This is a genomic window from Paenibacillus sp. 7541, from assembly GCF_002276395.1.
GTDB lineage: Bacteria > Bacillota > Bacilli > Paenibacillales > Paenibacillaceae > Paenibacillus_AQ > Paenibacillus_AQ campinasensis.
Window position 1 is genome coordinate 32,116 of record NZ_NQLZ01000007.1, and the last position, 25,676, is coordinate 57,791.

17 protein-coding genes are annotated in these 25,676 nt (G+C 54.8%); all 17 read right to left on the bottom strand.

The window, feature by feature from the left end; genetic code table 11:
* Positions 1 to 45: 45 nt before the first annotated feature.
* The 17 genes from CHH75_RS05145 to CHH75_RS05220 all read right to left on the bottom strand — a co-directional run bounded on the left by CHH75_RS05145 (position 46) and on the right by CHH75_RS05220 (position 25,622).
* Positions 46 to 768, bottom strand: a complete 723-nt coding sequence (locus tag CHH75_RS05145; protein WP_095397608.1) for a hypothetical protein — start codon at positions 766 to 768, stop codon at positions 46 to 48.
* A 9-nt stretch (positions 769 to 777) separates the two neighbouring features.
* Entirely contained in the window at positions 778 to 1,869 is a 1,092-nt protein-coding gene (locus CHH75_RS05150; RefSeq protein ID WP_095397609.1) for an SAF domain-containing protein, read from the bottom strand.
* A gap of 31 nt (positions 1,870 to 1,900) precedes the next feature.
* On the bottom strand, positions 1,901 to 2,071 hold the full coding sequence (locus CHH75_RS24765) for a hypothetical protein (protein WP_155609868.1): 171 nt from the start codon (positions 2,069 to 2,071) through the stop codon (positions 1,901 to 1,903).
* Positions 2,072 to 2,155: 84 nt separating this feature from the next.
* Complete coding sequence (locus CHH75_RS05155; protein WP_095397610.1) at positions 2,156 to 3,094, bottom strand: ParB/RepB/Spo0J family partition protein; 939 nt, start codon at positions 3,092 to 3,094, stop codon at positions 2,156 to 2,158.
* Positions 3,042 to 3,869: a ParA family protein gene (locus CHH75_RS05160; protein WP_095397611.1), complete on the bottom strand. Its 828-nt coding sequence runs from the start codon at positions 3,867 to 3,869 to the stop codon at positions 3,042 to 3,044. The genes CHH75_RS05155 and CHH75_RS05160 overlap by 53 nt, the downstream gene beginning before the upstream one ends.
* Before the next feature lie 268 nt (positions 3,870 to 4,137).
* A complete protein-coding gene (gene rlmD, locus CHH75_RS05165; protein ID WP_176475473.1) occupies positions 4,138 to 5,529 on the bottom strand; it encodes a 23S rRNA (uracil(1939)-C(5))-methyltransferase RlmD in 1,392 nt (463 codons plus the stop codon).
* Between the two features lie 690 nt (positions 5,530 to 6,219).
* Positions 6,220 to 8,703 (bottom strand): glycoside hydrolase family 38 N-terminal domain-containing protein, encoded by a 2,484-nt coding sequence (locus CHH75_RS05170; RefSeq protein WP_176475469.1) that lies wholly within the window; start codon positions 8,701 to 8,703, stop codon positions 6,220 to 6,222.
* Positions 8,704 to 8,719: 16 nt separating this feature from the next.
* Entirely contained in the window at positions 8,720 to 9,628 is a 909-nt protein-coding gene (locus CHH75_RS05175; protein ID WP_095397613.1) for a helix-turn-helix domain-containing protein, read from the bottom strand.
* The gene (locus CHH75_RS05180; protein ID WP_095397614.1) at positions 9,625 to 10,596 is read right to left on the bottom strand and encodes an ROK family protein; all 972 of its coding nucleotides are present in this window, start codon (positions 10,594 to 10,596) and stop codon (positions 9,625 to 9,627) included. Before CHH75_RS05180 ends, CHH75_RS05175 begins: the two co-directional genes overlap by 4 nt.
* A 38-nt stretch (positions 10,597 to 10,634) precedes the next feature.
* Positions 10,635 to 12,386, bottom strand: a complete 1,752-nt coding sequence (locus tag CHH75_RS05185) for a class I mannose-6-phosphate isomerase (RefSeq protein ID WP_095397615.1) — start codon at positions 12,384 to 12,386, stop codon at positions 10,635 to 10,637.
* Between the two features lie 264 nt (positions 12,387 to 12,650).
* Complete coding sequence (locus tag CHH75_RS05190) at positions 12,651 to 13,868, bottom strand: trans-sulfuration enzyme family protein (protein WP_095397616.1); 1,218 nt, start codon at positions 13,866 to 13,868, stop codon at positions 12,651 to 12,653.
* Positions 13,869 to 13,921: 53 nt separating this feature from the next.
* Positions 13,922 to 14,755 carry a carbohydrate ABC transporter permease gene (locus CHH75_RS05195; protein WP_095397617.1) on the bottom strand — a complete coding sequence of 278 codons (834 nt, stop codon included), beginning with the start codon at positions 14,753 to 14,755 and terminating at the stop codon, positions 13,922 to 13,924.
* Position 14,756: 1 nt separating this feature from the next.
* Positions 14,757 to 15,638 carry a carbohydrate ABC transporter permease gene (locus CHH75_RS05200; protein ID WP_255222963.1) on the bottom strand — a complete coding sequence of 294 codons (882 nt, stop codon included), beginning with the start codon at positions 15,636 to 15,638 and terminating at the stop codon, positions 14,757 to 14,759.
* 91 nt (positions 15,639 to 15,729) lie between these two features.
* A complete protein-coding gene (locus CHH75_RS05205) occupies positions 15,730 to 17,073 on the bottom strand; it encodes an ABC transporter substrate-binding protein (protein ID WP_230875861.1) in 1,344 nt (447 codons plus the stop codon).
* A gap of 169 nt (positions 17,074 to 17,242) precedes the next feature.
* Positions 17,243 to 17,932, bottom strand: a complete 690-nt coding sequence (locus CHH75_RS05210; protein WP_095397687.1) for a FadR/GntR family transcriptional regulator — start codon at positions 17,930 to 17,932, stop codon at positions 17,243 to 17,245.
* Positions 17,933 to 18,106: 174 nt separating this feature from the next.
* Positions 18,107 to 20,248, bottom strand: coding sequence for a 5'-nucleotidase C-terminal domain-containing protein (locus CHH75_RS05215; RefSeq protein ID WP_095397619.1), 2,142 nt, complete (start codon positions 20,246 to 20,248; stop codon positions 18,107 to 18,109).
* Between the two features lie 244 nt (positions 20,249 to 20,492).
* Positions 20,493 to 25,622: a choice-of-anchor I family protein gene (locus CHH75_RS05220; RefSeq protein WP_255222964.1), complete on the bottom strand. Its 5,130-nt coding sequence runs from the start codon at positions 25,620 to 25,622 to the stop codon at positions 20,493 to 20,495.
* Positions 25,623 to 25,676: the final 54 nt, after the last annotated feature.

Here is a 25,676-nt window from a genome sequence, read left to right on the forward strand (position 1 = left end):
CGTCACCGTGTCCCCTCCTTTTCTCAATCATTTTGATCAGCTTGATTAGCGACGGAAGGCAGCGCGTTCTTGGCGAAGTCGCTTCCATGCCCTGCGAACGGTTTTGTCGTCCCAATCAAACAACTGTTGTGCCATCTCCCATATCGTGCGGCGGTACGTTCCCGATAGTCCCTTCACATCGATGCGGCCATGATGCTGGTTTTCCAGCTCGGCGGATACATCACGCTCATCCAGCGGAAAACGAAAAACCGCTTCCTCCCAGCGAATGGTCTGCTGAGCAAAGGCGGAATCGAGATACGCTTCGGAGATGGTCAGAGGAACAACGGATAGCATCATCTTGTAAAACGATACCGGTTGATTCTGTGCTTCATGCAAGCATAACCGCTGCATCAATTCGACATTTCGCTGCATGGTCAATCGGTTGAAATTGCTGCACCAGATCCGCTTGTCGTAATGGGGTAACTCCCGCCCTTTGACCATTTCGGTATGGTCGGTGTCCAGCAGCATCACATCGTAATCCATGCCATTTGCTTTCTGATACAAGTATCGTTCCATCTGCGAATACAAGATAAACCCACAGGCCACGTCCACACCTTCAAACTCGTAGAGCGGGGCGCGTAATTCTTCCTGCGGCAAATATCCCTGTGTCGTTTGTGCGAGAGTGGAGTCCACCACCAGCACCTTGTAATCCATTGCGGCCAGGAGTTTGCCAAGCAATAACAGCACATGGCTTTTATCCGGCGCTCCTAAAAATACAATCTTTTTCATGGTTCCTCCTTATTGATTGAAGATATCTGAATAATCCAGGTCCGTTTCTGACTCTGGCTCGGATGCAGGCGGTGGTTCGGGCAACGTCGCTTCGGGCGATTCTTCTTCTACCACGACCGGAAGGGAAGAAGGCGGCCGTTCATCTTCTCCTTTCACCGACTCTTGGTCATCCTGCTCCGGGAAACTAGGGGGCTGCGGCATTTGCTGAGCGGCATTGCTTTGCTGTGTTGCGGCCCGTTCATTCATGAGTTGTTGCTGCACGGTGACATTGCCGTACATCACCCGCATTTTGTCCGCTTCGCTCATTTCATTCAGGTTGCTTTCCAACCTTTCGCGTTGCTGACGAGCCAGCTCAGTAGAAACCTGCTCAACCAGGTTCGGGTTTTGCTCCAATAAATCCAACACCATCGGATTGGCCGGATAAGTCGCCGTCGCTGCCTCTTGCAGTCCCGGTTCGATATAGGGCACCGCGTATAATCTTGCGCCTTGCAGATAAGCATCGATGATCGCGCTTGATGTGAGCAGCAGGTCGGTTTCATTCATCTCCAGCCAAATGACGGTTCCCTCGCGATCAAGCACCTGCTTTTTGGCAAGCACAACGAAATCTTCGCCAGTCGGGAAGTTGATCCTCACATCGATATACTGTGCTTTTCCCAGATGCGACGGAAGCTGAATGATTTGAAACTCTTGTGTCCGCACATCCTTGGCAATCGGGTTGCCCTCATACAGCACAGAAGCAAGAAGCGGCATTCCCGGGCGAAGTTCAACTTTGGCGTGTTTACCGACCGCCTCTTCCTCCTTAGCGATCATTTCGGGCGAAACCAATGCGGTCGGCAGGGTCATCGCCGTGACGTCTTCCGGTTCGATCTGCTCACCGGCCGGAATGGTTCGAGCCACAGTCCATACCGTTTGCAGCGATTCTTCTTTAGTCGCTGTTAACTGTTCTATTTGCCTCTCATAATGGGCGATCACTTCCTGATGTTCCTGCTGTTGTTCAGCTTGTCTCATCAAGTGAAAAATGACAGCCGACACGAGCAAAAGAATGCCGAACAAAATGGCAGCGATCACCAGCATCTTGCGATGACGATAGATCCAAGACATGCTCACGACTCCTTTCTATACCAAATGAATTTCAACTTTCTTCCTTCTCATTGCTTTTATGCTTTGCTCGACTTCTTTTTCTTCGTTCCTCTTTAGCTGTGTTGGAACGCTCCGATTCATCTTTCGGTTCTCTGCGGTCAAAACCGGGCCTTTCTTTCATTAATCGTTCGTATTTCCGCCATTTACCTTCCGTAAAGAGCATCTCCGTCACCTCCTTGTAGGCACAAAAAAACTCCCTTGCAATGGAGAGTAAGGAATGGCTATTTTTTGTTCATGTTGCTTAAGATTATCTTCCATGTTCGCGCTGCCGCTTGCGATACCAGCTTTCAAGCAATTGGACAATAAGGTCCTCCTTTTGTTTTTCAGTGAAATTCTTAGGGAAAAAGCGATCAATGCGCTCCCGCTGAATGTGCATTTTTTCCCTCTGATTGGGCTTTTCCTCCGTCAAAATCGAGAAGATAACATCCATATTGAGCCGTCCGCCCTGACTCAGTTTCTTCATACGCAGCGCCTGTGACAAAGAAGGCGTACAGTCTTCGGACTGTATCGTTTCATAAAGGTCTTGCTGCTCTTTTTCGGCCAAGTAAGACAACTCAACAGCCGGATTAAACGCGATCCGTTTTTCATCTACCATTTCAAGAATGGAAGGGATCAAATGAGTCAAGCGAATATACCGCTGAATTTGATTGCGACTTTCTCCAACTTGATCTGCTAGCAGTTCATCGGAACGTTTTTGTGTCCCAACTTGGGACACATTTTCTTTACTTGGTCTGCCTGCCTGTCTTTTCATCGCCTCCAGCTTCATCTTATAAGCAAACGCCTTCTCGCTAGGCGCGATATGCTCCCTTTGCAGGTTGCTGTCCACCATAATAATGGTCGCTTGATCGTCGTCCAGTTCGCGGACGATGCAAGGCATCGTTTCCATACCCGCCAGCTCGCTCGCCTTTTTCCGCCGATGTCCGGCGACCATCTCATAACCGCCATCTGCCTTCGGACGTACTAGTCCAGGAACCAATACACCGTATTGCTTCACACTATCTGCCATTTCCAGCATCGCTTCATCCGCCTTTACTTTGAATGGATGATCGGGGAAATCGCTGATCTCTGACAACGGGATGTCCATCACTTTTTCCCGCTGTGCATCGGCGCGGCTCTCATCGGTCGAAAACAAATCATCGACTGTGGTCAGCTTGATGCTGGCGCGTCTGTCGTCTTTCTTTGCCAATACCCTTCACCTCCTTTGTAAATGCCGCATACGCTTCGGCTACTTGTCCGTTCGGATCATGCTTATAAATGCTCTTCCCCTTGGCGCTCGTTTCCGCCGCACGGATGGAAAGCGGAATTTCCGTTTGAAACACACGCAGCTTGTCTCCATAATCACGCCGAAGAACAAAGGAAATATCCTTGGCAAAGTTGGTCCGGCTGTCCACCATCGTCAGCAGCACGCCATCTACCAGCAACTTCGGGTTGATTTGGCGTCGGACACGGGAAATGGTTTGCAAAAGCTGCGTCATTCCTTTCGCCGGTAAATAATGCGCCTGAACCGGAATGATGACGCTATCAGCGGCCGCCAGTGCATTGATGGTCAACATGCCCAAGCTGGGCATACAGTCAATAAGGACATAATCATAGTCCTTTTTCACCTTGTCTATATAGGAGCGCAAGATCGTTTCCCTGCTCATTGTATTGACAAGCGAGACTTCAACAGCAGACAATTCGATGTTACCGGGCATTAGGTCAATCCCTTCGGGATGGTGCAAAATGCCTTTTTGGGGCGGATACGATTCTTCCAACATATTTTTAACGAGCAGTGTAGCCAAAGAAATTGACAAATTATCCGGTTCGCGGTAACCCAACGCATCTGTCAAATTGCCTTGTGCATCCGCATCCACTAGAAGAACCTTTTTACCTTCAGTCGCCAAGCCAATACCCAAATTAACAGCCGTAGTCGTTTTGCCGACACCGCCTTTCTGATTGGCAAGAGCAATCACCTTCGTCATTCGCTGTTCCTCCTTTCATGAAAAATGCCGGCTGCCTGAGAGGGACAACCGGCTCTTTGAAGAAATATCTATATAAAAAGAGAACGCCCCGATAAGGACGCTCTCTTGGATATTCTTGTTTTCAATTAAAAATCACTAGGTGTATCTATCCATTCCAAGTCGAGAACAATAGAAACCTCGATTTTATCGTTTAACACCTTATTCCTGTAGTCCTTTCCATTAGTCGTAAACGAAGCATACTTTGCAGAATACTGATAATTCAGTACTTCTACGTATCGTCTCGACATATTCCTATTACGCACTCCACATGACTCGTCTGCGGAAACATATCCACCGGCTGTACCCACTCGACATCATATCCGCCGTCCAGCAGCACCTTGCAGTCCTTGGCCAGGGTGGACGGATTGCAGGAGACGTAGACGAAGCGCTTCGGGCGAGTGCGCAGCACCGTCTCCAGGAAGCGCGGGTCAAGGCCCGTGCGGGGCGGATCGGCGATGATCACGTCCGGCTTCATGCCGTCCTTCACCCAGCGCGGCAGCAACTCCTCGGCTTGGCCGACATGGAAGCTGGCATTGTCGCGGCCATTGCGGGCCGCGTTCTGCTTGGCATCCTCGACGGCTTCCGGAATGCTCTCGATGCCGCGCACCTCCTTGGCATATGGCGCAAGCCACAAGCCGATCGTTCCTGTTCCGCAGTAGGCGTCGATCACCGTCTCATTGCCGGTCAGAGCAGCGGCCGCCCTCACGGACTCATACAGCTTGACGGTCTGCTGCGGGTTAAGCTGGAAGAAGGCGCGCGGCGACAAGGAGAACTGCAGATCGCTCAGCGATTCCTCCATCGTCTCGGCTCCCCATAGCGTCATGGTCCGGTCTCCGAATATAAGCGAGGTTTTCTTCGGATTGATGTTCAGTGCAATGCCGCTCACCTCAGGCATCGACAACCGCAGCAGCCGGATGAAATCGTCCTGTCTCGGCAGCTTGCTTCCCGCAGTGACCAGCGTCACCTGAAGCTCGCCGGATTGGAAACCGTGACGCACAACAATGGTCCGCACACCGTCTTTCGTTCCGTTCTCTTTATATAGAGGGATTCGCAGCTCCTCCAAGACAGACTTCACCTTTTCTACCGCTTCGTTCACCTTCGGATGCTGGATCGGGCAGCCGCTAATATCGACGATGCTGTGGCTGTCGGCTTCATACAGGCCGGCGATGACTTCTTGATCACGCCGCTTCAGCTGCAGCTGGGCTTTATTGCGGTAGTTCCACGGATGCTCCATGCCCAGCATAGGCTTGAAGCGAAAATCCTCGCGGCCCGTATACCTGCTGAACGCCTCGCGAATGATATCCGTTTTGGCCTGAAGCTGTCCTTCATAGGAGATGTGCTGAATCTGGCAGCCTCCACATACGCCAAACACCGGACAAGGCGGCTCGATCCGGTAAGGCGAGCGCTTCTCCACCTCAAGCAGGGCAGCCTTAATGAACTTGGGCTGGACCTCCTTCACTTCGGCCTTCACGACTTCATCCGTGATCGCGCCGTCAATGAACACGGCTTTGCGGCGGAAATACCCGACGCCTTCTCCGTTGATTCCGAGACGTTTGATCGTAACGACAATGACGTCGCCTGCGCGAAGCTCATCGGCATGCTCCCGTCCAGCCGGGCGCACACGCGCTTTATACCCGCGGGAAGCAGCAGTAGAAGCGATGTTCCGTCCTTGACGGGAGTCTGCGGCAGACCCGGCCTGTCTTCCTTGACGCTTACCGACTCCAGATGAAGCCTGCCGCCCTTGAGGCGAGCCAGCTCCGGTTCCGGCATGCCGCCCTTGGCGCGCGTTAGCAGATGATGCGCCAGCAGTTGCGGCGCCAAGGCCCTGCGAGCGCCTGCTAGCTGCGCCGGCTCTCCCCCGGGACGTAGCCGGCCCTTTATCAGAAGACCCAGCTTTCGGTTGCCGGTTGTCCGCTGGTTTCCCCTTTTTCGAATAGGAGGTTCCTTTCCCACCCGACTCGCTGCCTTGCCGGCCGCTGCGGTGAGAAGATTTCGTATATTCTTTCGCTCCGCTGCGGGAGCGTTGCTCTTGATCCATCGTTATCACAATCTCCATCCTTCAAGATTATCGAGTCCACTATACCATGTCCAGCCCCTGCAATGCCATGTCCGGCCGAATTTGTGGCCAGCACAGGCAGCGCAGCATCTTGCCCGGGTAACAGACCAGAGGGTTGGAAGGATGGAGCGTGATCATGAAACGGCTCGGCAGGTGCCTCATTTCCCTAAAGTCTATCCCAATCTTCCGCATAAAAAAGGCCCGCCGCAGCACTTAGCCACAGGCGGGACCTTCATCCAATATAGGTTGTGCGCTTTATGCCTCAGCTCTGAACGCCAACAATCCGGTGTTCACATTGCGGCACCATGCCAGGGCACGCGACGGATCGCCCGCATCCTCTCCCCAGGTCAGCTTATAGCGGAACTCATAGAAACCGCCCACCGTTGCCTTGAAGTTGGTTTCCCAGAAGTTGTTGAGCACCCAGGCGTAGAGCACAGGAGTTCTCTTCTGCAAGTCATCGTGCCCCATAACCAGTCTCGCTTCGTGTTGAAGCGGACCGCACTGGATGAGCGGCGTATCCGGAGTGGCAATGGCAAGCCCTGCCTCAGCATCCGGCGCAACCAAAGCCAATCCCTCCTGAATGCAATAGAAATCCGACAACGTGCCGGGCAGCTGATCGATCCATGGACGAATCGGCGTGCCGCTTTTATCAAGCCAGACGCTATTCTCGGCCGAACTCGACGGCGCGCGGAACGGCAGTGCAATATAGACATTCTCCGGCTCCCATATACTGTCCTTATGCATGCGAATCGCAACTTCCACTCGCGGACGGGTATGGTGCACCGTCAACAGCACGGAGTAATGGGACATGCCTTCTATGCCATAGATCAGCTCCACCGTAGAAGATAAGGCTCCTTCAGCAATCCGTTTCGTTTCCTGCAGTTTGCCAGTATGGCGCTGAACATTCAGGCCTTTGCGGTTGCGGCCCATGACCGTCCGTGTTGCCCGCATCCGTTCCGGATTGTCAACCGGCGTCACTTCATAGATCGGTGTGAACGCCCGATGCGGATGAGAAGGATCTATCAGGTCCAGTCCGCGGACGCGGTCATGCCACTTGACGATACCTTCACCTTCGGCCCATTCGATCCGCACATAAGGTGAGGAGATGGAATGAGCGTCGATGCTGAACGCAGGGTCAAAAGTCTGGCTGCTTGCAGCCAGCGGCGGAATATCATGAACGCCATCCAGTCCCCGCAATCGAGTATTGCTCACCCTCCCTGCGGGTGCCGGGGCTGCGCCATCATTCAGCTTAATCTCGTACATCTGCTCCGAATGCGCCGGAACAATGGCCGATATGCATACCATATACCCTCGGCTGGTAGAGACCGTTTCGTAAGGCATGATCTTGCCGGTAGCCGATTCGACAACAGTAAAGCCTTTCTTCAGCAGCTTCGACACTTCCCACTGATCCACCGGGAGCTGCACGATATCTGCAACCTCCACAGCTGCGGGATTGATCACCTTGTACGTCAGCGCGCGATTCGGGGCCATCAGCTTCTCCCCGCGCGCAACCGTGATCTGATCAAGCGCCCGGTATATCCGCTGATGCGCTTCCGAGGCAAACTGCTCCTTCCGAGCCCCGAGCGACTGGACATAAGGGTTCCAGGGCTCGCCGACCGAAGTGTGATAACCCCAGGTATGTTCGGCGTACATCGCCAAATTGTATTCCATCTCAGTCAGCTCCGCCGCCTGAACCTGCTTCCCTTGCGGATCAAGCGCTTTCACAACGCGCAGCGTTCGCTGGGCATCCCGGAATAACTGGGTGTGCATGGCCGTTGATGCTACGCCGTCCGACCACCAGTCCGGCCAATCGCCGCGATACACGGGGATCTCCGTCCCCAATTGCGTTTCTGTTTCGCGCACCGTACGAAAGAATTCATGCAGCGTGGTCATTTCCAGCTCAATCTGGTGTCCATGCCGGCGGTTCCAGCGCTCCACAAAGTCGGTAACCTCCGCATTTGGCGGGGCATTGTCCCATATGAGGCCTGATACCATGATCGGAACGAACGGATAAGGATACCCTTCCTCCTCCAGACAGGCGACATAGGCCTGAATCCGCTGTTCGGCCACTTCCCACGCGCGTTCGTCCGCGCCGTACACATTCAACCCGTCCTCCCGCATCGAATAAGACAAGAGCGCATTCGGCGACAGGCCAAGATCATTTCCGAGATGATAATGATCCCCGTTCCAGACGAGCAGCCGCTCGCCCTTGGCGGTTTCCCACCAGAACGGCATTTGCTTGCGGCCAAGCGGGAACATGCCATGGTGGGTGTGAATGCAGGTAAACAGGTTGTCGATTCCCGCATTCAGCAGACTTTGGGCATACCCCCAGCTAAAGCCGTTGATGTCAGCATGCATGGCGCTGTCGACCTTCACCCCGATGGACTTCCCGTAATCGGTTGCCCGCCGCAATAGCCGCTCCATAATATCGGTGTCGATCAGCTCTGTCATATGCAGATAGGACCCTGACAGCTCGATCCGGCCGGATGCGACCGCCGCTTCGAACCTCGCCACCCAGTCCGCACCCGCCTGTTCGAGGAACCGTTCCACAGCCCAGAACGTCTCGCATGTCCAGCGAAATCCCTGACGATCCCCGTTGCCAGCCGCCTCCGCTTCGCATAGCTCAATCGCCTGCTTGATGAAGTCCACATGATACGCTTCTATCTTCTCCTGCCTGTCGGTATAACCGATGTCCGTATGCGAATGATGAATGACGTACATTTTAAAAGGTCGTTTCATACAATCAACTCCCATCTTATAATGGAGAACGCAGTTGCTTGCGGTAGGCCGCTGGCGGCAGCCCGCGTTTGGCTGCGAACACCTTCGTAAAATAATGCACAGACCCGAAGCCGACCTGCTCCGCGATGGCATGGGTCGTTAAATCCGTGTTTTTCAGCAAGTAATGCGCCTTCTTCAACCGTTCGCTTGTGACATAATCACCGAAGGACATGCCCGAATGGCTGCGAAAAATACGCGTCAGCTGCCTCCCTGAAATATGCAAATATTCGGCAACCTCCTCCAGACGCAGCGGGCGCGACAGATTGTCCCGGATATACAGGCTCGCCTGGCGGAACAGATGCCGGCCGCCGTCATGCTCGGCCGCACCTCCCTCTTCCGGGAGATCCGCAGCGAACAGGGCCGGCAGCGAGAGCAGCAGGCTCTTCGCCAGATCCGGCGCGATCAGCCGCAGCAGCGAAGGCGACTGCTCGGCCTGCAGCCAGAGCGCTTGCCAACACAGCGCGGCTGGCGTATTCCAGGCCGACTCGGCCAGGAACGTCTCGGTGCTGGCGAGACGGCGGAACAAGGCGGTCATCTCAGGCGACGACTGCGTCTCATCCAGCTCGAAGCCCACCCACAGCAGCGCCATGTCCGGCTCGCTCACGATCTGATGCCAACGATGGGGCCGGGACAGGAAGAGTGTACCTGCCCGCAGCGGATATTCAGCCTCGTCCTCACGATACACGCCGCTGCCGTCCACGACGAAGCAAGCCTCGAAGAAGGAATGATGATGCCGCATGTTGGTATTGTGCGACAGCGAGGAGCCCCAATAGTGAATATAGAAAGCCGCATTATCCGCTTGGATCGTGCTGACCGCCGTATTCAGCAAACGATTGCTTTCCCGGCAAGTGAGCGCGGTCAGCGCATTGCGAAATCCGTTCATCATGCTCCTCCCTTCTCCCCTGAACTGCGGTATTGTCCGACTACATAATCCTTGATTCCCCGGAACGTACTGAGCAGCGTATCGGGGCTTTTCGTTATAACCGCGTTGATGGCGCCTCTTTCCAGCTCACATGCCAGCGCCGGTACAAAGAGCGGGGATGCGTTTGCGATTTGTCCTCCCAGCACGTATGCCTCCGGATTAAACGCCCGCGTATACCGCACGAGAACCGCCCCGAGCGTGTGCCCGAAGTGCTCGAACAGCGCGCAGGCGCTGCGCTCCCCCGACTCGGCAAGCGCAGCCAGCTCCTTGACGTCCAGCGTGTCAACGTCGAAGCCGAGGCTGCGGGCGCAATGCAGCATACCGCGCCTCGAGATACAATCATCCACGATGCCGTCTTCCCACGGCGCGTTGTACAGCCAGCCGTTTGCCGGTACGCCATCCCCCTCCCGGATCACAGCTCCGTCCAGAATGAACCCGGTCCCGAAGCCAGTGCCAAGGGTCATGCAGATTGTCCTCTTATAAGAGGCGGCTGCTCCGTACACCGCCTCCCCCCGGGCAAACAGATACGCATCATTTTCCATAAAAATTCGCCCAGAGCGAAACCCCATACGCACAAGCTCCGGATCATGGTCAGCCCGGTCGGCTAGCTCATCCCGTACGTTCACGCCATACAGCGCATCGAACTTGCCCAGACCTTGCAAATAACTGATGCCCGATTCATAATCGAACGGTCCCGGGAAGGCCAGCCCGATGCCCTGCACCCGTATCCCGTTCTCTCCGGCCACAGCTTTGGCCCGTACGGCCAGCTCCTTCACGGCGGCATGCAGCTGATCGAGCACCGCATCTCGCGCTCCTTGCGCGTTCGTATTCCTATACAGAAGGGTCTCTTTAGCGACCTCGCCGTTTCCCCATACCGCGGCTCCCTTAATGAAGGTGCCTCCCACGTCAAGCGCCAGCACACAATCCCGCATCGTCCTTCGCTCTCCTTCGTGCTTTCATGAATGGGCCGTTATGAACGCACAGAGGCCCTTATCGTTGCCAGTGTCTTCCCCCGCGACGGTTCGCCTGGACGGATCGTATAGACCCCCACGGCCGCAGGAATGATGAACGTCTCGGCATACCGGACAGTGAAGGGTTCGAATGCGCCAGAAGGGCTTTCCACAATGGCCTCGTCGCCTTCCACGAGGTTAAGCATGTGGACGCTTCCCTCTGTGTGGTGCTCTACCGGGACAGAGAACCAGTGCCGCCGCGTCTCGATGAATTGCGACTCATGCAGTCCGGTTCGCTCCTCCACCCAGCCATCCCCTTCGGCCACCCGTTCAATCCGGTTCACCAGCTGTTCGTCCACCCAGTTTGCCGTTCGATCCCGCGCTACATTACACTTCCCGTGCTCCAGATGTACCGGGCGCGGCTTGCCATCGAGGCCAAGGCGGCCCCAATCCCACAGCTTAAATGTAAAAATATACGGTGTAGCGCTGATCTCCAGCACCATCGCATTGCGGCCCGAGCAGTGGATGGTCCCCGCCGGTATGAGGAAGTGATCATGCTTCTTCGCAGGCATGATATGGATATAGTCTTCCGCCGCAAACGCCGCGCCGCCGCGCTGCGCCTCCTCCAGCTCCGCCATCATCCGGTCAGCATCCACCCCTTCGCGCAGACCGAGGTAGATCTTCGCGTCCGGCATAGCGTCCAGCATATAATAGCTTTCATCCTGCGTGTACGACAGGCCAAACGTTCGCTGCATATACTCTGCGGTCGGATGCACCTGCAGGCTGAGATTCTGCCCGCCCATCGTATCCAGAAAGTCGAAGCGGATCGGAAACTCCGCACCGAACCTGGCATAGACCCGCTCGCCGAGCAGCGCTTGCGGCTGAAAGAATACCAGATTGACCGCCGGAGACTCCAGGCGAATACCGCCGTATTGAAAATACAAGCTGTTCTCCTCCGGCACGCCGTCGAATGCCCAAGCGTAAGGATGTTCCCGTTCCGGCAGCCCCAGCTTCTCTTGCATCCAGTCCCCTCCCCAGACGCCGGGGTCAAAATAGGGCACCAGACGAAACGGCCGCTGCGCCGTATATGACAGGCCGAACATGAACGCATTCCAGGTCACGGCTCGCGGATCGTTCCTCCGGTTGGTATCCAAATAGTAATCAATCCGGGCCTCCTCCGCCAGCCTGCACTTCAAGCGATCCGCCGTCCGCCATTCGATGAAGTAGCCGCGCTTGTATTTGCGCAGCACATCCTCATCCTTATTGTCCGCCCGCCAGTTGCCCATCTCCTTGCTGCGGTAACGAAGCTGAATCTCCCAGCGTGCAAGATCGGCATAGACCAGCACATCCCCCTCGGCCATCAGCGAGGCGCCGAATCCAAGGACAAGGACGATGCCTGCCTCGATATCAGCAATGCGCTCACGCAGCCGGCGGACAAGGGACGGATCGTAGAAATCCTCGATCTGAAATGGCGCCATACGACCGAAGACGCGATCCTCGGTTAGATAGGGAGCCACGCGCTGCTCCAGTTCTTGCGTGGATAAGGCGGCTTCCTCCGCCTCAAACACCGCTTGCAGCGGAAGAGAAGCACCCAGACCTCGCGTCACTTCTTCTGTCCGCACACCGGGATAGCATTCGATCACAATTACGGCCTTCGTTCTTCCAGCCACGCGCCGGGCCAGCTCTTGGCCAATCTGCTCATAGCCTTGCCAGGCCTCCTGCTCGCAGTCCGGAATGACAACGACCGGTTCCTTGTTGTATTTTACAGACACCTCGCTCCCCCTTCGCGGTTTATTCCCCCTTATCGTACACGGAATCGAAGGATTCGTCTTTGTGATATCATGCCTTGTTTATTGCAATATTCGGACATGGCGGCGCAAGTTGATGATCGACGACCTCATGCAGCTTTAATCAAGCGCAGGGCGCTGCGCATTAGTTGTGTAGAGATATCAGGACACTCCGGCTGATCCTGACGTTGTTGCATCCTATCAGCCCGCACACAAAAAATCCCGCCTCCAAGGACGGGATACTTGTACTCACGATGATGGATGAATAGGATTCAATTCCTCGATAACACCTTCCTCGGACAGGACAAGCCGCCAGGCCTGGTTCATGTCCTCGATCAGCGCCTCGGGATCTTCCAGTCCGATGTATAGCCGGATGATGGACGGGTTCGTTCCACTCGTATTGCGCTCTGGCGGGGTCGTGCCAACGGTGACCAGGCTTTCGTAACCGCCCCAGCTGACGCCAATCCGGAAGTAGCCCAGCGCATCTGCCCAGCGCTTCATCGCATTCACTGGCAGCTTGGATTCAAAGGAGAACAGGCTGCTGAATCCATCCAGCTGCCTGCTCGCCAGCTCATGCTGCGGGTGTGAGCGAAGGCCCGGGTGGTTCACCCGGTTCACCAGCGGATGCTGCTCCAGATAGGACGCCACGGCGAGGCCGTTCTTCTGATGGCGTTCCATCCGCAGCGGCAACGTGCGCAGCCCGCGTATCATCAATGACGCCGTATGCGCCGTCATGATGCCGCCGAGCAGCATGTAGCCTCTGCGCTCGATCGTATCGACCAATGCATCGGCGCCAACAACGGTACCTCCGAGGCAGTCACTGTGTCCGGAGAAATATTTGGTCATTGAATGCAGCACCAGATCAATGCCCATCGTAAGCGGCCGCTGAAAGCACGGGGTTGCCCAGCTGTTATCGATCATCGTGATTACGCCAGCTTGCCGTGCAAGCTTCGCCACGCCAGCCAGATCCTGAAGTTCGAATAGGCCCGAAGTCGGGCTCTCCAGATAAATCACCTTTGTGTTCGGCTTCAGTGCGTGCTCGAAATCGGATAGCCGGCTGCCGCCAACATACGTCACCTCGATTCCGAACCGCGTCGCCAGCTCGCCAAGAAATTCCCTAGTGGGCCCGTACGCCCGCTCGACACAAATGACATGATCGCCTGTGCCAAGCAGCGCATGCAGGGTGCTTGCGATCGCTGCCATCCCGGAGGCGAAGCAGCGCGCCTTCTCTCCCTGCTCCAGCTGGGCAATTTTCCGCTCCAGAAATTGAACCGTCGGATTGTTGCCCCGGGAATATACCGTTGCAGCCAGTACATCCTCCATCGCATGATCGAACGATGCATGATCTTCAAACGCAAACAGGCTGCTTGAATACACCGGGATGCTCACCGCACCATGATGCTGCCTATCGATTGTATCGTGAGAAACCTTCGTATGCAGCTGCTCGTCAAGGCTGCTTCTCTCCATAATCCATATCCCTCTATCCGTCTATGAAATTTATACCTGATTCATGTTGACCATTAGCCTTTCTCTGCCCCCTGTGTCAAACCGTCGACGATAAACCGCTGCGCGAAAGCAAACAGAACGACTGTCGGGATGACAGACAGCACTGTTCCGGCCGACATGGCGCCCCAATCGACATCAAATTTCATAATGAAGGAGTTCATCGCCACAGGCAGCGTCTTAAGCGCTTCGGTATCAATGAACATGACCGCCATGAACAGCTCATTCCAGTTCTGAACGAACGCAAATATAAAGGTTGATGCAATCCCCGGCAGCATGACCGGAATAATGACTCTCGCCAGTGCAGACAAACGCGAGCAGCCATCAATCATCGCCGCTTCTTCCAGGCTGCTTGGAACGCGTTGAAAGAATCCCCTCAGCATAATCGTCGAGAACGGAATGAGCATCACCGTATACATGATGATTAGCGACAGCCGGGTATTAATCAGATCCATACGGGCCATCATCAAATACAATGGCGCTAGCGACACAAAGCCTGGCAGCATCTGCGTAACCAGAAAGGCAAGCATAATCTGCCGGTGGCCTCTGAATTGAAACCGGGCCATGACATAACCGCTCAGAATGGCGATGACAATCACGATTGCCGCCGCCAGCAGCGAAATCATCAGACTGTTGGCGATATAAATATGGAACTTGGATATTCTGAATATGTTCACGTAGTTATCTAGTGTAAAGCGTTCCGGCCAGTAAGTGATCGGCAAGGCGAAAATATCCTTCTGCGGCTTCAGCGACGTAATGAAGATCCAGTACAACGGAAACACCATCACAATCAGATGCAGGCCGAGAAAGAGCAATTTCAGGCCTATCGGAGCAATAGAGCGCAGCTTCATTTTAAAAATCACCCGCCTTTTCCGATTTCGTCACAAACAGGTAGAACAAGGTGTATAGCAGCAAAATGCCAATCATGATGACGCCGATAGCGGAGGCCGCGCCATAATCGCCACCGTAAATAATTTTCTCCAGCATCAGCGAGGACAGAATATGCGTCGTGCCCGCAGGTCCTCCGTTCGTGAGGCCGTAGATGATCGTCGGATCATTGAAAATCCAGATCGCCCGAAGCAGCGTGGTTGCAATAATCGTTGGCATAATATAGGGCAGTGTCACACTGAACAGCTTGCGGGCTGCACCCGCACCGTCCATGTCCGCCGCCTCGTACAAATCATGCGGAACAGATTGAAGCGCCGCCAGCAGCATAATGGCAAAAAATGCGATGCCATACCACACATTCGCCACGATAACGGACACCATCGCCCAATTCGGATCAGACAGAAACCCGATGCGCGTTTCGATCAGACCAAGCCGCAGCAGCAGGTCATTGATGACGCCAATCTGAGAATTGAACATCCATTTCCAGATCAGACCGATCAGAAAGCCCGACAGCGCCCAGGAATAAAAAATGAACCCCTGATAGACACCTCTGCCGCGAAACGGCTTACGCAGCACAAGCGCCAATGTCAGACCGATCAGAAACTGGAACACGAGCGAGAAGAACACCCAATAAGCACTGTTGCTCAGCGCCCGTATAAACTTGGCGTCCTGGAATGCGTCCGTGAAGTTGCGGAAGCCGATAAACCGGACATTCGTCAAATCATAGAGCACATAGTTCTGGAACGCCATGACTACACCTTGCAGAAAAGGATAAAACGTAAAGACAGCCAGCAATACCATCGTCAGAAGCAGGCTGAGCCATATAAACATCCGCTGGTTTCTCAATCCCATTCACCACCTTGGTCAGAACATGGCGGCCGGCCCGAACAGCCGGGCCGCGCATGTGTTCCCGCTCATTCCACCGGGCCCTTGCGTACTAGTTTTGATTCGCCTTCGCTTTTGTCCAGTATTCGTCCCACTGCTTCAGCGTATCTTCAATGGATACTTGGCCGAGCAGCATCGCTTGTCCGGATTCCATCGATACCGTTCCCCACTGCCCGTTAGCGGCATATTGGAACGGCGGTTTGAAGTTGATGAACGTATCCGGTTTATCCGTCATATCAAGCAGCGTTTTATACGGGCCAGCCTGGAAAAATTCGTCCTCCGCCGCCGACGTATGAATCGGAATCGTGCCATGGCTCTTCGACAGCGTAATATTCTCCTCCGGTGAGGATAAATACTCGATCAGCTTCCACGCCGCCTCTTTGTTCTTCGAATATGATGTGATGCCCCAGCCAGCTCCGCCAGCCGAGATGAGCGCTTTGCCGCTTGGCCCCGTCGGCATCGGCGCAGTCGCCCATGTGCCTTCGTCCATATTCTCCGTCAGCACCTGGATCACATCCGGGTCCTGAAGAATAAATGCCGTTACTCCGGAAGTGAATGCCTGCACCTGCTCCTGGAATCCCCAGGTGACCGAGTCCGGCGGCGAAGCTTCCTTGTACAGCTTCACATACAGCTCCAGTGCTTCCAGCGCCTCAGGGGAGGAGTAGATCGTACCCCCATCCTTCAGGAACATGGAATCTTCTATGTCAATGTTGTCCGCATTGTAGGTTTGAATCATCGTGTCAGGGACCGAGTTCGCTCCAGGTCCGCCCCGGAAGGAGAAGCCGTAACGGTTCTTCGCCGGATCGGTAATCGCAATCGCTGCGTTTACCAGCTCTTCATAGCTTTCCGGCACCTTGATTCCTGCTTCCTCCAGCCAATCTGCGCGATAGAACATCTGGCGCTGATAAAGGCCGTTCGGAATGAAGTAGAGCTCGTCGCCGACCGTCGCCACGGACTGGGCCGTGGATGTCATCGTAGCAAAATCGCTCCACTGCGCCGTGTACTCGCCCAGCGGCGTGACGTAACCGTTGTTAACGAACTCGGCCACATTCAGATCGCGCACTTCGAGAATATCCAGCTCCTGCTCGGCTACCAGCATCGTCCGGATTTTGTTGTCTGCCTGATCGAACGGCGGAGAGATAAGTTCAACCGTTATGTTTGGATGATCCGCCATGAATTTATCAATGCTTGCTTGCAAGATGGATGTACGAGCAGGGCTTGTCAAACTTTCAATGATGCGAAGTGTGATGCGCTCTCCCCCGCCCCCGCTATCGCCGTTACTGCCGCTTCCTGCATTCTGCTCCTGGTCTTTGCCGCCGCAGGCCGCAATCAGGCTGACCATACAGACAATGGCAAGCGCCGTCATTACCCATTTCTTCACGTCTTTACCCCACATATTACCCCTCCCGTATCGATAGAAGTATCATACTGTCTACCTGTATGATAGGTTAAATATAAGGGAACGACGTTTACATTGTCAACAAGAATGTTAGATAATGTTTCGTCGTGTTGAATTTTGTCGAATGTTTGCGTTAGGTTAAATGACATAAGAGTGACAAAGGAGATCAGGACTGCTCATATTTGCGAATCGCTTCTTCTACGATATCCATCATTTTATGGAACTCCCGCAGCGCATGCTCCGCATCATGGTTGACCAATCCTTCGAACAACGTGCGGTGAAAAGGGTAGGTGTCGTCAAACAGCTCCTTTACGCCGAATGGACCGGAGAAAAATTTGCCGTACAGCTCGGAGATCGACTCGAACACGCTGTTCAAGAGAGGATTGGCTGCAGCTTCATATATTAATTGATGAAATTCATAATCAATTGCCGCCGTATTCAGCCCTCTGCTCTTGAAGTCATCGTATTCCTCCAGGCAAGCGCGCATCTTGTCAATCATGTCACTGTCAATGTTGCGGGCGGCCAGTTCAACTGCCTTGCCTTCCAGTGCCCGGCGAACATCGAGCACATACAGCAGAAATTTCTTCTCGTTGTCGATTTTCACCGTGCCGCTGTAACGGAAGGAGCCGATATCCTTCACATAAATCCCCTTGCCGTTCACCACCTGAACAATATCCATCGCTTCCAGATAGCGCAGCGCTTCACGAAGGGAGGAGCGTCCGACACCGAATAGCTGGGTCAGTTCCTCCACAGACGGAAGCTTATCGCCTTCCTGCAAGTTTTTCTCTTCAATGTATTTCTGAATCTCTTCGGCAACCAGTTCATGAACATGCCGCTTCTGTATTTTTCGGTTCATTCTCGCCATCCTTTCCACCTATCAGATAGGTGAATGATATTGGATTTCCCATCGATTGTCAACTGCATCCATATTGGGCCCCTGCCTATCAGCCGCAACAGAATCGAGCTCATAAAAACATCCTGCATCTGACACAGATGCAGGATGAATTCATGAATCGCTGAGCGTTTCGGTTTATTGAATTGCAGAGACCAGCATCAACACCACGTCTCTGCGGGTTACAGCGCCATCGCCTGCCGGTGCGGCAGCTGCTTCATCGCCCGCCGCCGCAGCGATAATCGCCGCAGCTTCAGCCGCTGTCAACGTTTGCTTCGGACCGAAGGACGATCCAGCCAGCGTCTCCAGCAAGCCAGCTTCCTTCAAGGACGCTACGGCAGGCAGCGCCCAGGCTGGAATGCTGCTCTCATCCGCATAGCCTGCGGATGCTGCCGATCCGGCGATGTCGAACGCACGGCTGACCAGCACCGCAAATTCAGCACGGGTGACAGCCTGGTCCGGACGGAATGTGCCATCCTGATAACCGTTGACCAAGCCTGCGTCGGCAGCGGCCTGGATAGCGTCAGCATCCTTGTCATTCACAAGGTCTTTAAAGACGCTTTCTCCCGCTGCGCCATCCGTTGCGCCGCCAGCTTCCCCAGGAAGCGCAGCTCCCTTCAGGTCAATACTGCGTCCTTCCACAGCCGCATCCACAACATCAAGCTGCTCCAGATACTCGCGGAAGATTTCATAGTCTACAATATTCAGCTCATAGAAACGGTCAGCGTCCTTCGCTTGCTTCATCGCTCTGTAGAAGTCCCCGCCATCGGCCATGTAGGAGTTGGTAGCCACAATATAATATGCGTTAGGCTCCATATCTGTATAAGTGCCGTCCGCATTCTGGATTTGAACTTTCACGATGCGCTCGCCTTGCTGCGTTACGCTGCCGCTAACGGCGTCAATCTGTTCGCCCTGCTTCGTGGAATCATAGTAGAAGCGCATGCCCGATACTTGCGGGAAGCGTCCTTCCCCGTTTTCCACACCGCTAATACCGTTCTCCAGAGCAGCGGCGATCTCTGCACCTGTCATTTTCAGCGCCGACAAATTATTCGCAAACGGCATTGTCGTCAACAGATGCCCCAGCGTAATATCCCCGGCTGGAATCGAAGCACGGATACCTCCAGCGTTCTGAATGGTCACGTACCCTTTGACATCGTCTTCCTGCACGAGGCTCATCACTTTGGCGCGCATGCCGTCCGCGATCAGATTGCCGAGATTCGTTTCCTGTGTACGGACATTGCTGCGCTCTCCGTCCAGCTCAACCTCAGAGCTGGCCACCACGGTTTTCTTCAATTCTTCCAGTGCCGCTGCATACTCCTGAACCTTTGCTTCAGCAGCAGCATCGCCTTGGATGAGGAAATTGCCTTCATCGTCCTTGGCATCAAGATTGATCAGCTTATAGTCCCAATCCGTCAAAACACCATTCTCGTCAAACGTCACATCCAGTTGTCCCAAATTGACGTTGTATTCACCTGTCTGTACGATCAGAGTAGGTTCAGCATCCGCATGAAACACTTCCGCCTGATCAAGCTTCGTATGGGAGTGGCCGCCAACGATAACGTCCAGGCCTTTCACCGCTTTGGCAAGCTTGCGGTCTTCAGCATATCCGAGGTGAGTCACTGCGATGATTTTGTTAACCCCGGCTGCTTCAAGCGCATTCACCTGTTTCTGAGCCGCTTCCACTTCATATTCGAATTTGATATGGTCTCCCGGGGAGGCCAGTACAGCTGTTTCCGGTGTTGTCAGACCGATGATCCCTACCTTCTCGCCTTTCACTTCCTTGATCAGGGCAGGGTAGATTTCACCGGCATTGCCTGGAGTACCGATCTCTTCATTAGTGAATCCGTTCAAGGCAGGCTCGGCGCTAAAATCAACGTTCGAGCTGACGAACGGGAACTTCGCTTCCTTCACGAATTCAGCCAGCACCTCCGGCCCGCGGTCAAATTCATGATTGCCGAAAGTCATGGCATCGTATTTCATCAAATTCATAAAGTAAAGATCAGCAAGTCCATTATATTGATTGAAGTACAAGGTTCCGGAAAATACATCCCCGGCATCGAGCAGCAGCGTGCTGTCATTCCTTGCTTCGTTCACCGCAGTAACCCGGCGGGCTACATTGTCCAAGTGAGCATGGGTGTCGTTAGTATGTAAGATACGAAGTTCAAAACCTTGGGCTTCTCCTTCTGCTGCAAAAACACTTCCCGTACCCGCCGGCAGCAGGCCAACGACCAATAGCGCAGCAATCAGAAGTTTGCACAGTGGACGCTTGAATACATTCATGAATATAAATCCTCCCTATCAATTTATGTGGCTACCTATTAACTATAAATTTAATAGCTTTGCATGTAAATCCTCGTGTCACATCTAATCTTCTAAATTTTAGGATGACATTGACGAAATAAATGGGGACCGGGGCAGGGATATCCACCCTGTCCCGGTCCGTTCAGCGATCAACTCGGTTCACTGAAACCTCCCGCTCCTATCACAGGCTTCTCTTTATTTTCTCTTTGTTCTTTCTTGTTCTCTACTCCAGAAAGTCTAGCAATTTCAGCGTCCGATGGAGGACCAGCACGCCCTGTGCTCGCGTCACCTTGTCGAAGGATCCAAATTCGCTTCGCTGGTCGCCCTGAAGGATGCCAAGCCCTGCAAGGTAGCCGACGTCAGAGGCAGCCCATATCGGTATGAGTCCCTGATCACGGAAACGGCTCAGTGCACCGTTTGTATCTATGCCGGTGTCAGCCGCCGCTTCCTCCATGACACGAATCGCCCGGGCGGCCATAACCGCCATCTCCGCTCTCGTTAGACCCGAGTTCGGGGCGAATGCGCCTCCTGCGCCGCCTTGTACGATGCCGTATTGTACGGCCGCCGCAATTTCACCGGCGAAGCGGTCACTGCTGCGCACATCGGTGAATCCTGCGCTGCTCTTGGAAGGGGCAAGCCCCAATCCGTGGATCAGAAGCGCTGTAAACTCGGCTCTTGTCATTTCCCTTCCCGGGACAAAAGTCTCGTCGCTCATGCCGCTGACAAGCAGCCTTGATGCCAGAAGCTCGATCTCCTTTTGTGCCCAGTGACCGTTCGTGTCGGCGAAGGATTGCGTGTGCCGCAGCAGAACATACACACCCGAAGCCGCTGCGTGTCTGATCTCCACCGCCGGCTTCCCGCTGACCGTCACCCTTGACGAAGGCACAAACCGGAAGCTGTCGGTCTCCGGATCGTACAGCGCTGCGATGATGCCGCTTCCGCTCACACCGGAAGGAAGCGGAATGATCCGGCTGGCAACCGCCTTGCCGAAGCTGTCAAGCGGCTGCTCCTTCCCTTCTTCTCCAATCGCAACGCTGAATTGAAATACACCGTCTGTCAGTACCGATGCGCCGATGAACGCCGCCTTGTCCGCCACAGCAGCCGCTGTGACAGACCCTGCCGGTCCTACAGACACCTTCAGGTGAAGTCCTTCGCTTCCGCCAGACTGTGAATCAAGAGGAAGCGTGGCCAGCGGGATGCGGTAGGAGGCCAGCCCGGTCTCTACAACAAGCGCCGTCTCTTCCGCCAGCTCCAGAGCTTCGGCCAGCCGGGCTACCGGGATGTAAATATCGGCCGCGCGATTCAATTCAGCGGCGCTCACGATCAGCTCCTTCTGCTGGCGGCTTGCCACACTTTCCACCGCACGCCTCAGAGCTTCATCCTGTATCCGCACCTGATCTGTTGATGTGCCCGAAGCATCCGTCTGCGCCGTCACGAGCAGATCCTCGCCGCTTAGCACATTCGCTTCGCCAGATGGCTCATTCCCTGCCGATGGAGGGGCCGGCTGCGAGGATGGAGGCGTTGCGCTTCCGCCGCCGGAACCTCCCGATCCGCCTGTACCGCCGGAGCCGCCCGTACCAGGGCCAGGGGACGGACCGCCGTTATCGGCCGGCTTCTTCTGCTCCACAATCCGCCCTTCCACCGTCGGTGACACGGTGCCGCCAAGTCGGCTGACATGCTCCATGAAGATTTCGTAATCCGGATAGCCCAAATCTTCGTTATATTTCCCTTCGGCAATCGCTGCGGCGAAGGAGGCGTAGCCGTCTCCGCCGTTGGCAACGAAGCTGTTCGTGGCCAGACGGTAAACTTCCGTCAGGACTAGAGGTACATAAGCGTTGCCTTTTTGAATCTGGATATCGTAGACCTTATCGCCAGCCGGGGCATTCGGGTCCCACTTGAATTTCATGCCGGCAATTTGCGGGAATTTCCCCGGCAGATCCGCCAGCTTGGCGCCGCTGACCCCGTTCTCCAGCCCGTCCTTAAGCTGTTGCCCTGTGACGTCCAGCACGAACAGTGTGTTGCCAAACGGCATAACCGTGCGCAGCTCGCCCATCGTAATCTCGCCTTCATCGATGGAGGCGCGAATCCCCCCGCCGTTCATAATGGCAATATCGGCGTTTTTGATTTCCTTAGCTTTGGCCAGCATGCCGTCTGCAATCAGATTGCCGAGGTTCGTCTCCCTGGCGCGCACATGCTCCCGCTGCCCGTCGAGCGGAACCGCTGCAATGCCGATCACCTGCTTCATCAGCTCTTCGAGTTCAGCTTTATACGGCTCCAGCATTCTTGTGGCCTCCGGGTCCTCCGGAACGGTCTCGTCAACCACCAGCAACTCCCCGCTGAGCTGGCCTTCTTCCGTTAACACAACGCCTTCCTCGTTGAAGCGCAAATCCACCCGTCCGAGGAATTTGCCCCATTCGTTCGCCTGCACAATGACCGTAGGTGTCTGATGCTCCTCATCAATCACCACCTCCGGCTTCGATAACGTCGTGTGCGTATGGCCGCCAACGATAAGGTCGATGCCTTCCACCTTCTCGGCAATTTCCTTGTCTCTGGCATAGCCGATATGCGTCAGCCCGATGATGATGTTAATACCTTCAGCCTCCATCGCCGCCACAGTCTCCCGCGCAGCTTCCACCGCATCGCGGAAGTCAACGTCTTTGCCTGGACTGGAGGTTTCCTTCGTATCTTCAGTCGTCAGACCGAATACGCCCACCTTCTTGCCGTCCACCAGCAGCGTAACATATGGATACACGCCCGCGAGATCGGCTGTTTTCGGCTTCGAAACGTCGATTGCCGCCGGCGCCTTGATCAGATTGGAAATGTCCTTGTCCTTGCTCAGATCTACATTGGAGCTGACCATCGGGAATTTCGCCTGGCGGACAAAATCAGCCAGCACCTTGGTCCCCTGGTCAAATTCATGGTTACCGAAGGTCATTGCATCATAGCCCATATAGTTCATGAACATCAGGTCGGCCAGACCTAACCATTTCGTAAAATACAGATCGCCCGAGAACACATCCCCGGCATCCAGCAGCAGGCTGTTTCCGGCTTCGCTGCGCACCGCGTTGACAAGCGTGGCGCGTCTTGCCACATCTCCCAGATGCGCGTGCGTGTCATTCGTATGCATAACCGTCAGCTTCCAGCCCTCCTCGGAGGCGCCGTCTGCTACCTTGACTGCCACTTCTGCCGAGCCGTAGCCGTCGTCGCTCAGCACCGTAATGACAGCTTCCCCTTTCGATACCGGGGTAACAACACCGCTCGCATCTACTGTCGCCACACTTGCATCCGAGGATCTCCACTGCAGTCCCGGCACAGCGCCGCCAGCAGCCTCAACCTCAGCCACAAGCTGCACCGGCTGCCCGCCCGGGGAAAGCTCCAAGGATGTTCTGTCTACGGTGATTTTCGTCACCTTGAGCTCAAGAACCGCCACCGTGCCGCTTACTTCATTCGCAACGAGCAGCAGCGGCCGCCCTGTCGGGCTGTCCGAAGCCGGAATAAAATCCAGTCCCTCTGGCGCCGAATCGGATCCAAGTCCGGCTTCAAAGTCGCGCGTATTCGTATAATTCAGGAAGACCGGGCTGTACGGATCCGTCACATCATACGTCATGACGCCGCCAATGCGCTCCAGGCCGATGAAGGCCAGCACTTTCTGACCGACCTTGCCTACCTCAACATATTCCGGCTCCGGCCCCTTCTTCGTGCTTCGGTTGTCCATCTCAGGCTTGTCATTGCTGGCGTTGAAATAACGCGGAAGACGCTCGGCCGTTATTCGCTCAAAATCACTGCCGCTGTCATACACCTGAGACATATCCGCGGCATTCCAGATCGAGAACGAACGCGCCCCGTACAGATACAAGCCGTCATGACCCATATCGCTCGCGACTTCAACCTTGTCGTAAGTGCTGCCTTTATCGGCCAGGAACTGCGCTGCCGACGAGGAAGGCGACAAAGCGGCTTTCATCTCGCCGATGTCGCTCTCATTGGAGCGATCATCCCATCCGGTGGCATCCCCTTCGTTCGCGGACAGAATATACTGCTGACCGCCCACGCTGTACGAAGCGATGCCATCTGGCATATAGATGCCGTAAAATGGCGCATTTTCCAGCTTGATAGCTCCATCTCTCAGCAGATCCAGCTCATTGCCCGGCTGGCTGAAATCCTTATAACCGAGCCCGCGCACCGCCGTAATCGACTTTCCGGCGATATCGACGATCGCAATGGCATTGTTCTCCTGAAGAGATACATAAGCCGTCCCTTCATCCTCGGACAAGGCAATGAACTCCGGCTCCAGATCGAATCTGGCATCGGCTTTCGTGCCTTTGCTTCGGATCATTCCGTCTGCTTCCACCGGTCCGCGGATATGCACATCGTTGTCAATTATCGACGGATCGTCGAATTTGAGCAGATGGATCTCATCTGTCATCGTATCAATGATCGTTACGCTTCCCTCCGGATCGGGAGCATCCTCTGTCCGAGGCTCCCCTTCATCCGCGGTCAGAATATAACGTCCGTCGGACGTATACTTAACCATATCCGGCTGAATGCCTGTCTCATACGAAGTGATCAGATTGCCCTCGTAATCGAGGACAAGCACCTTTCCGGCCTTGGTATGATCCTGCTCCTGCACAGCAACCGCCACCTGCTTCGTTGCCGTGCTGACATCGACGCTGGTCAAATCGCCAAAGACGAACCCGCCTGTGTTCACCAGCTCTTCTACATTCACCTGCTTGTCCTTCTTCGGAGTGCCGTCGGCCAGCAACGACACAATTTCCAGGCTTGCAGGCTGTGTCGATCCGTTCACCAGATAAAATTTATGATTATCTTTGTTGTATTTAATAATTTCGGCAACGCCGCCGTCCTTGTTCGATGTGCCCACCGCATAGTGACCTATTTTCTCAATTGCAATCTGGTCTGCTGCGATCGGATCACGCTTGCCAAGCACGCGCAGCTCATAATCCGACTGGGCCGTGTTCACGTCACGGTCCTGGACGGTCACCCGAATCAGGTACGTCCCTTCTTGCCCTGCAGCTGGCACGCCGGTGATGCTGCCCGAGTCCGGCGCGATCGACAAGCCGGATGGCAGTCCGTCTGCCGTGAACGTATACGGAGCTTGTCCGCCATATACGTCCAGTGTTACGGCATAAGCCTCTTCTTCGTAAGCTTCCGGCAGATCGCGATCGGCAAGCCCGAAATCGGCCGCCAACGCGCCGTGCTGAAGCGACTGTATGCTGCCTTCCTGCTGGGCAGTCTGGCTATTCTCCGCTGCCAATACAGCGCCCGGCGATAACAGCGAGGCTAACGTGATTTCAAAAGCCATCCATAATGAGACCACTTTCATGATCCTGTGCTTCAAAATTAGCTCCCCCTGTTCCAACTTGGAATCCATCATTCTCAAGTGTAAGGAGCG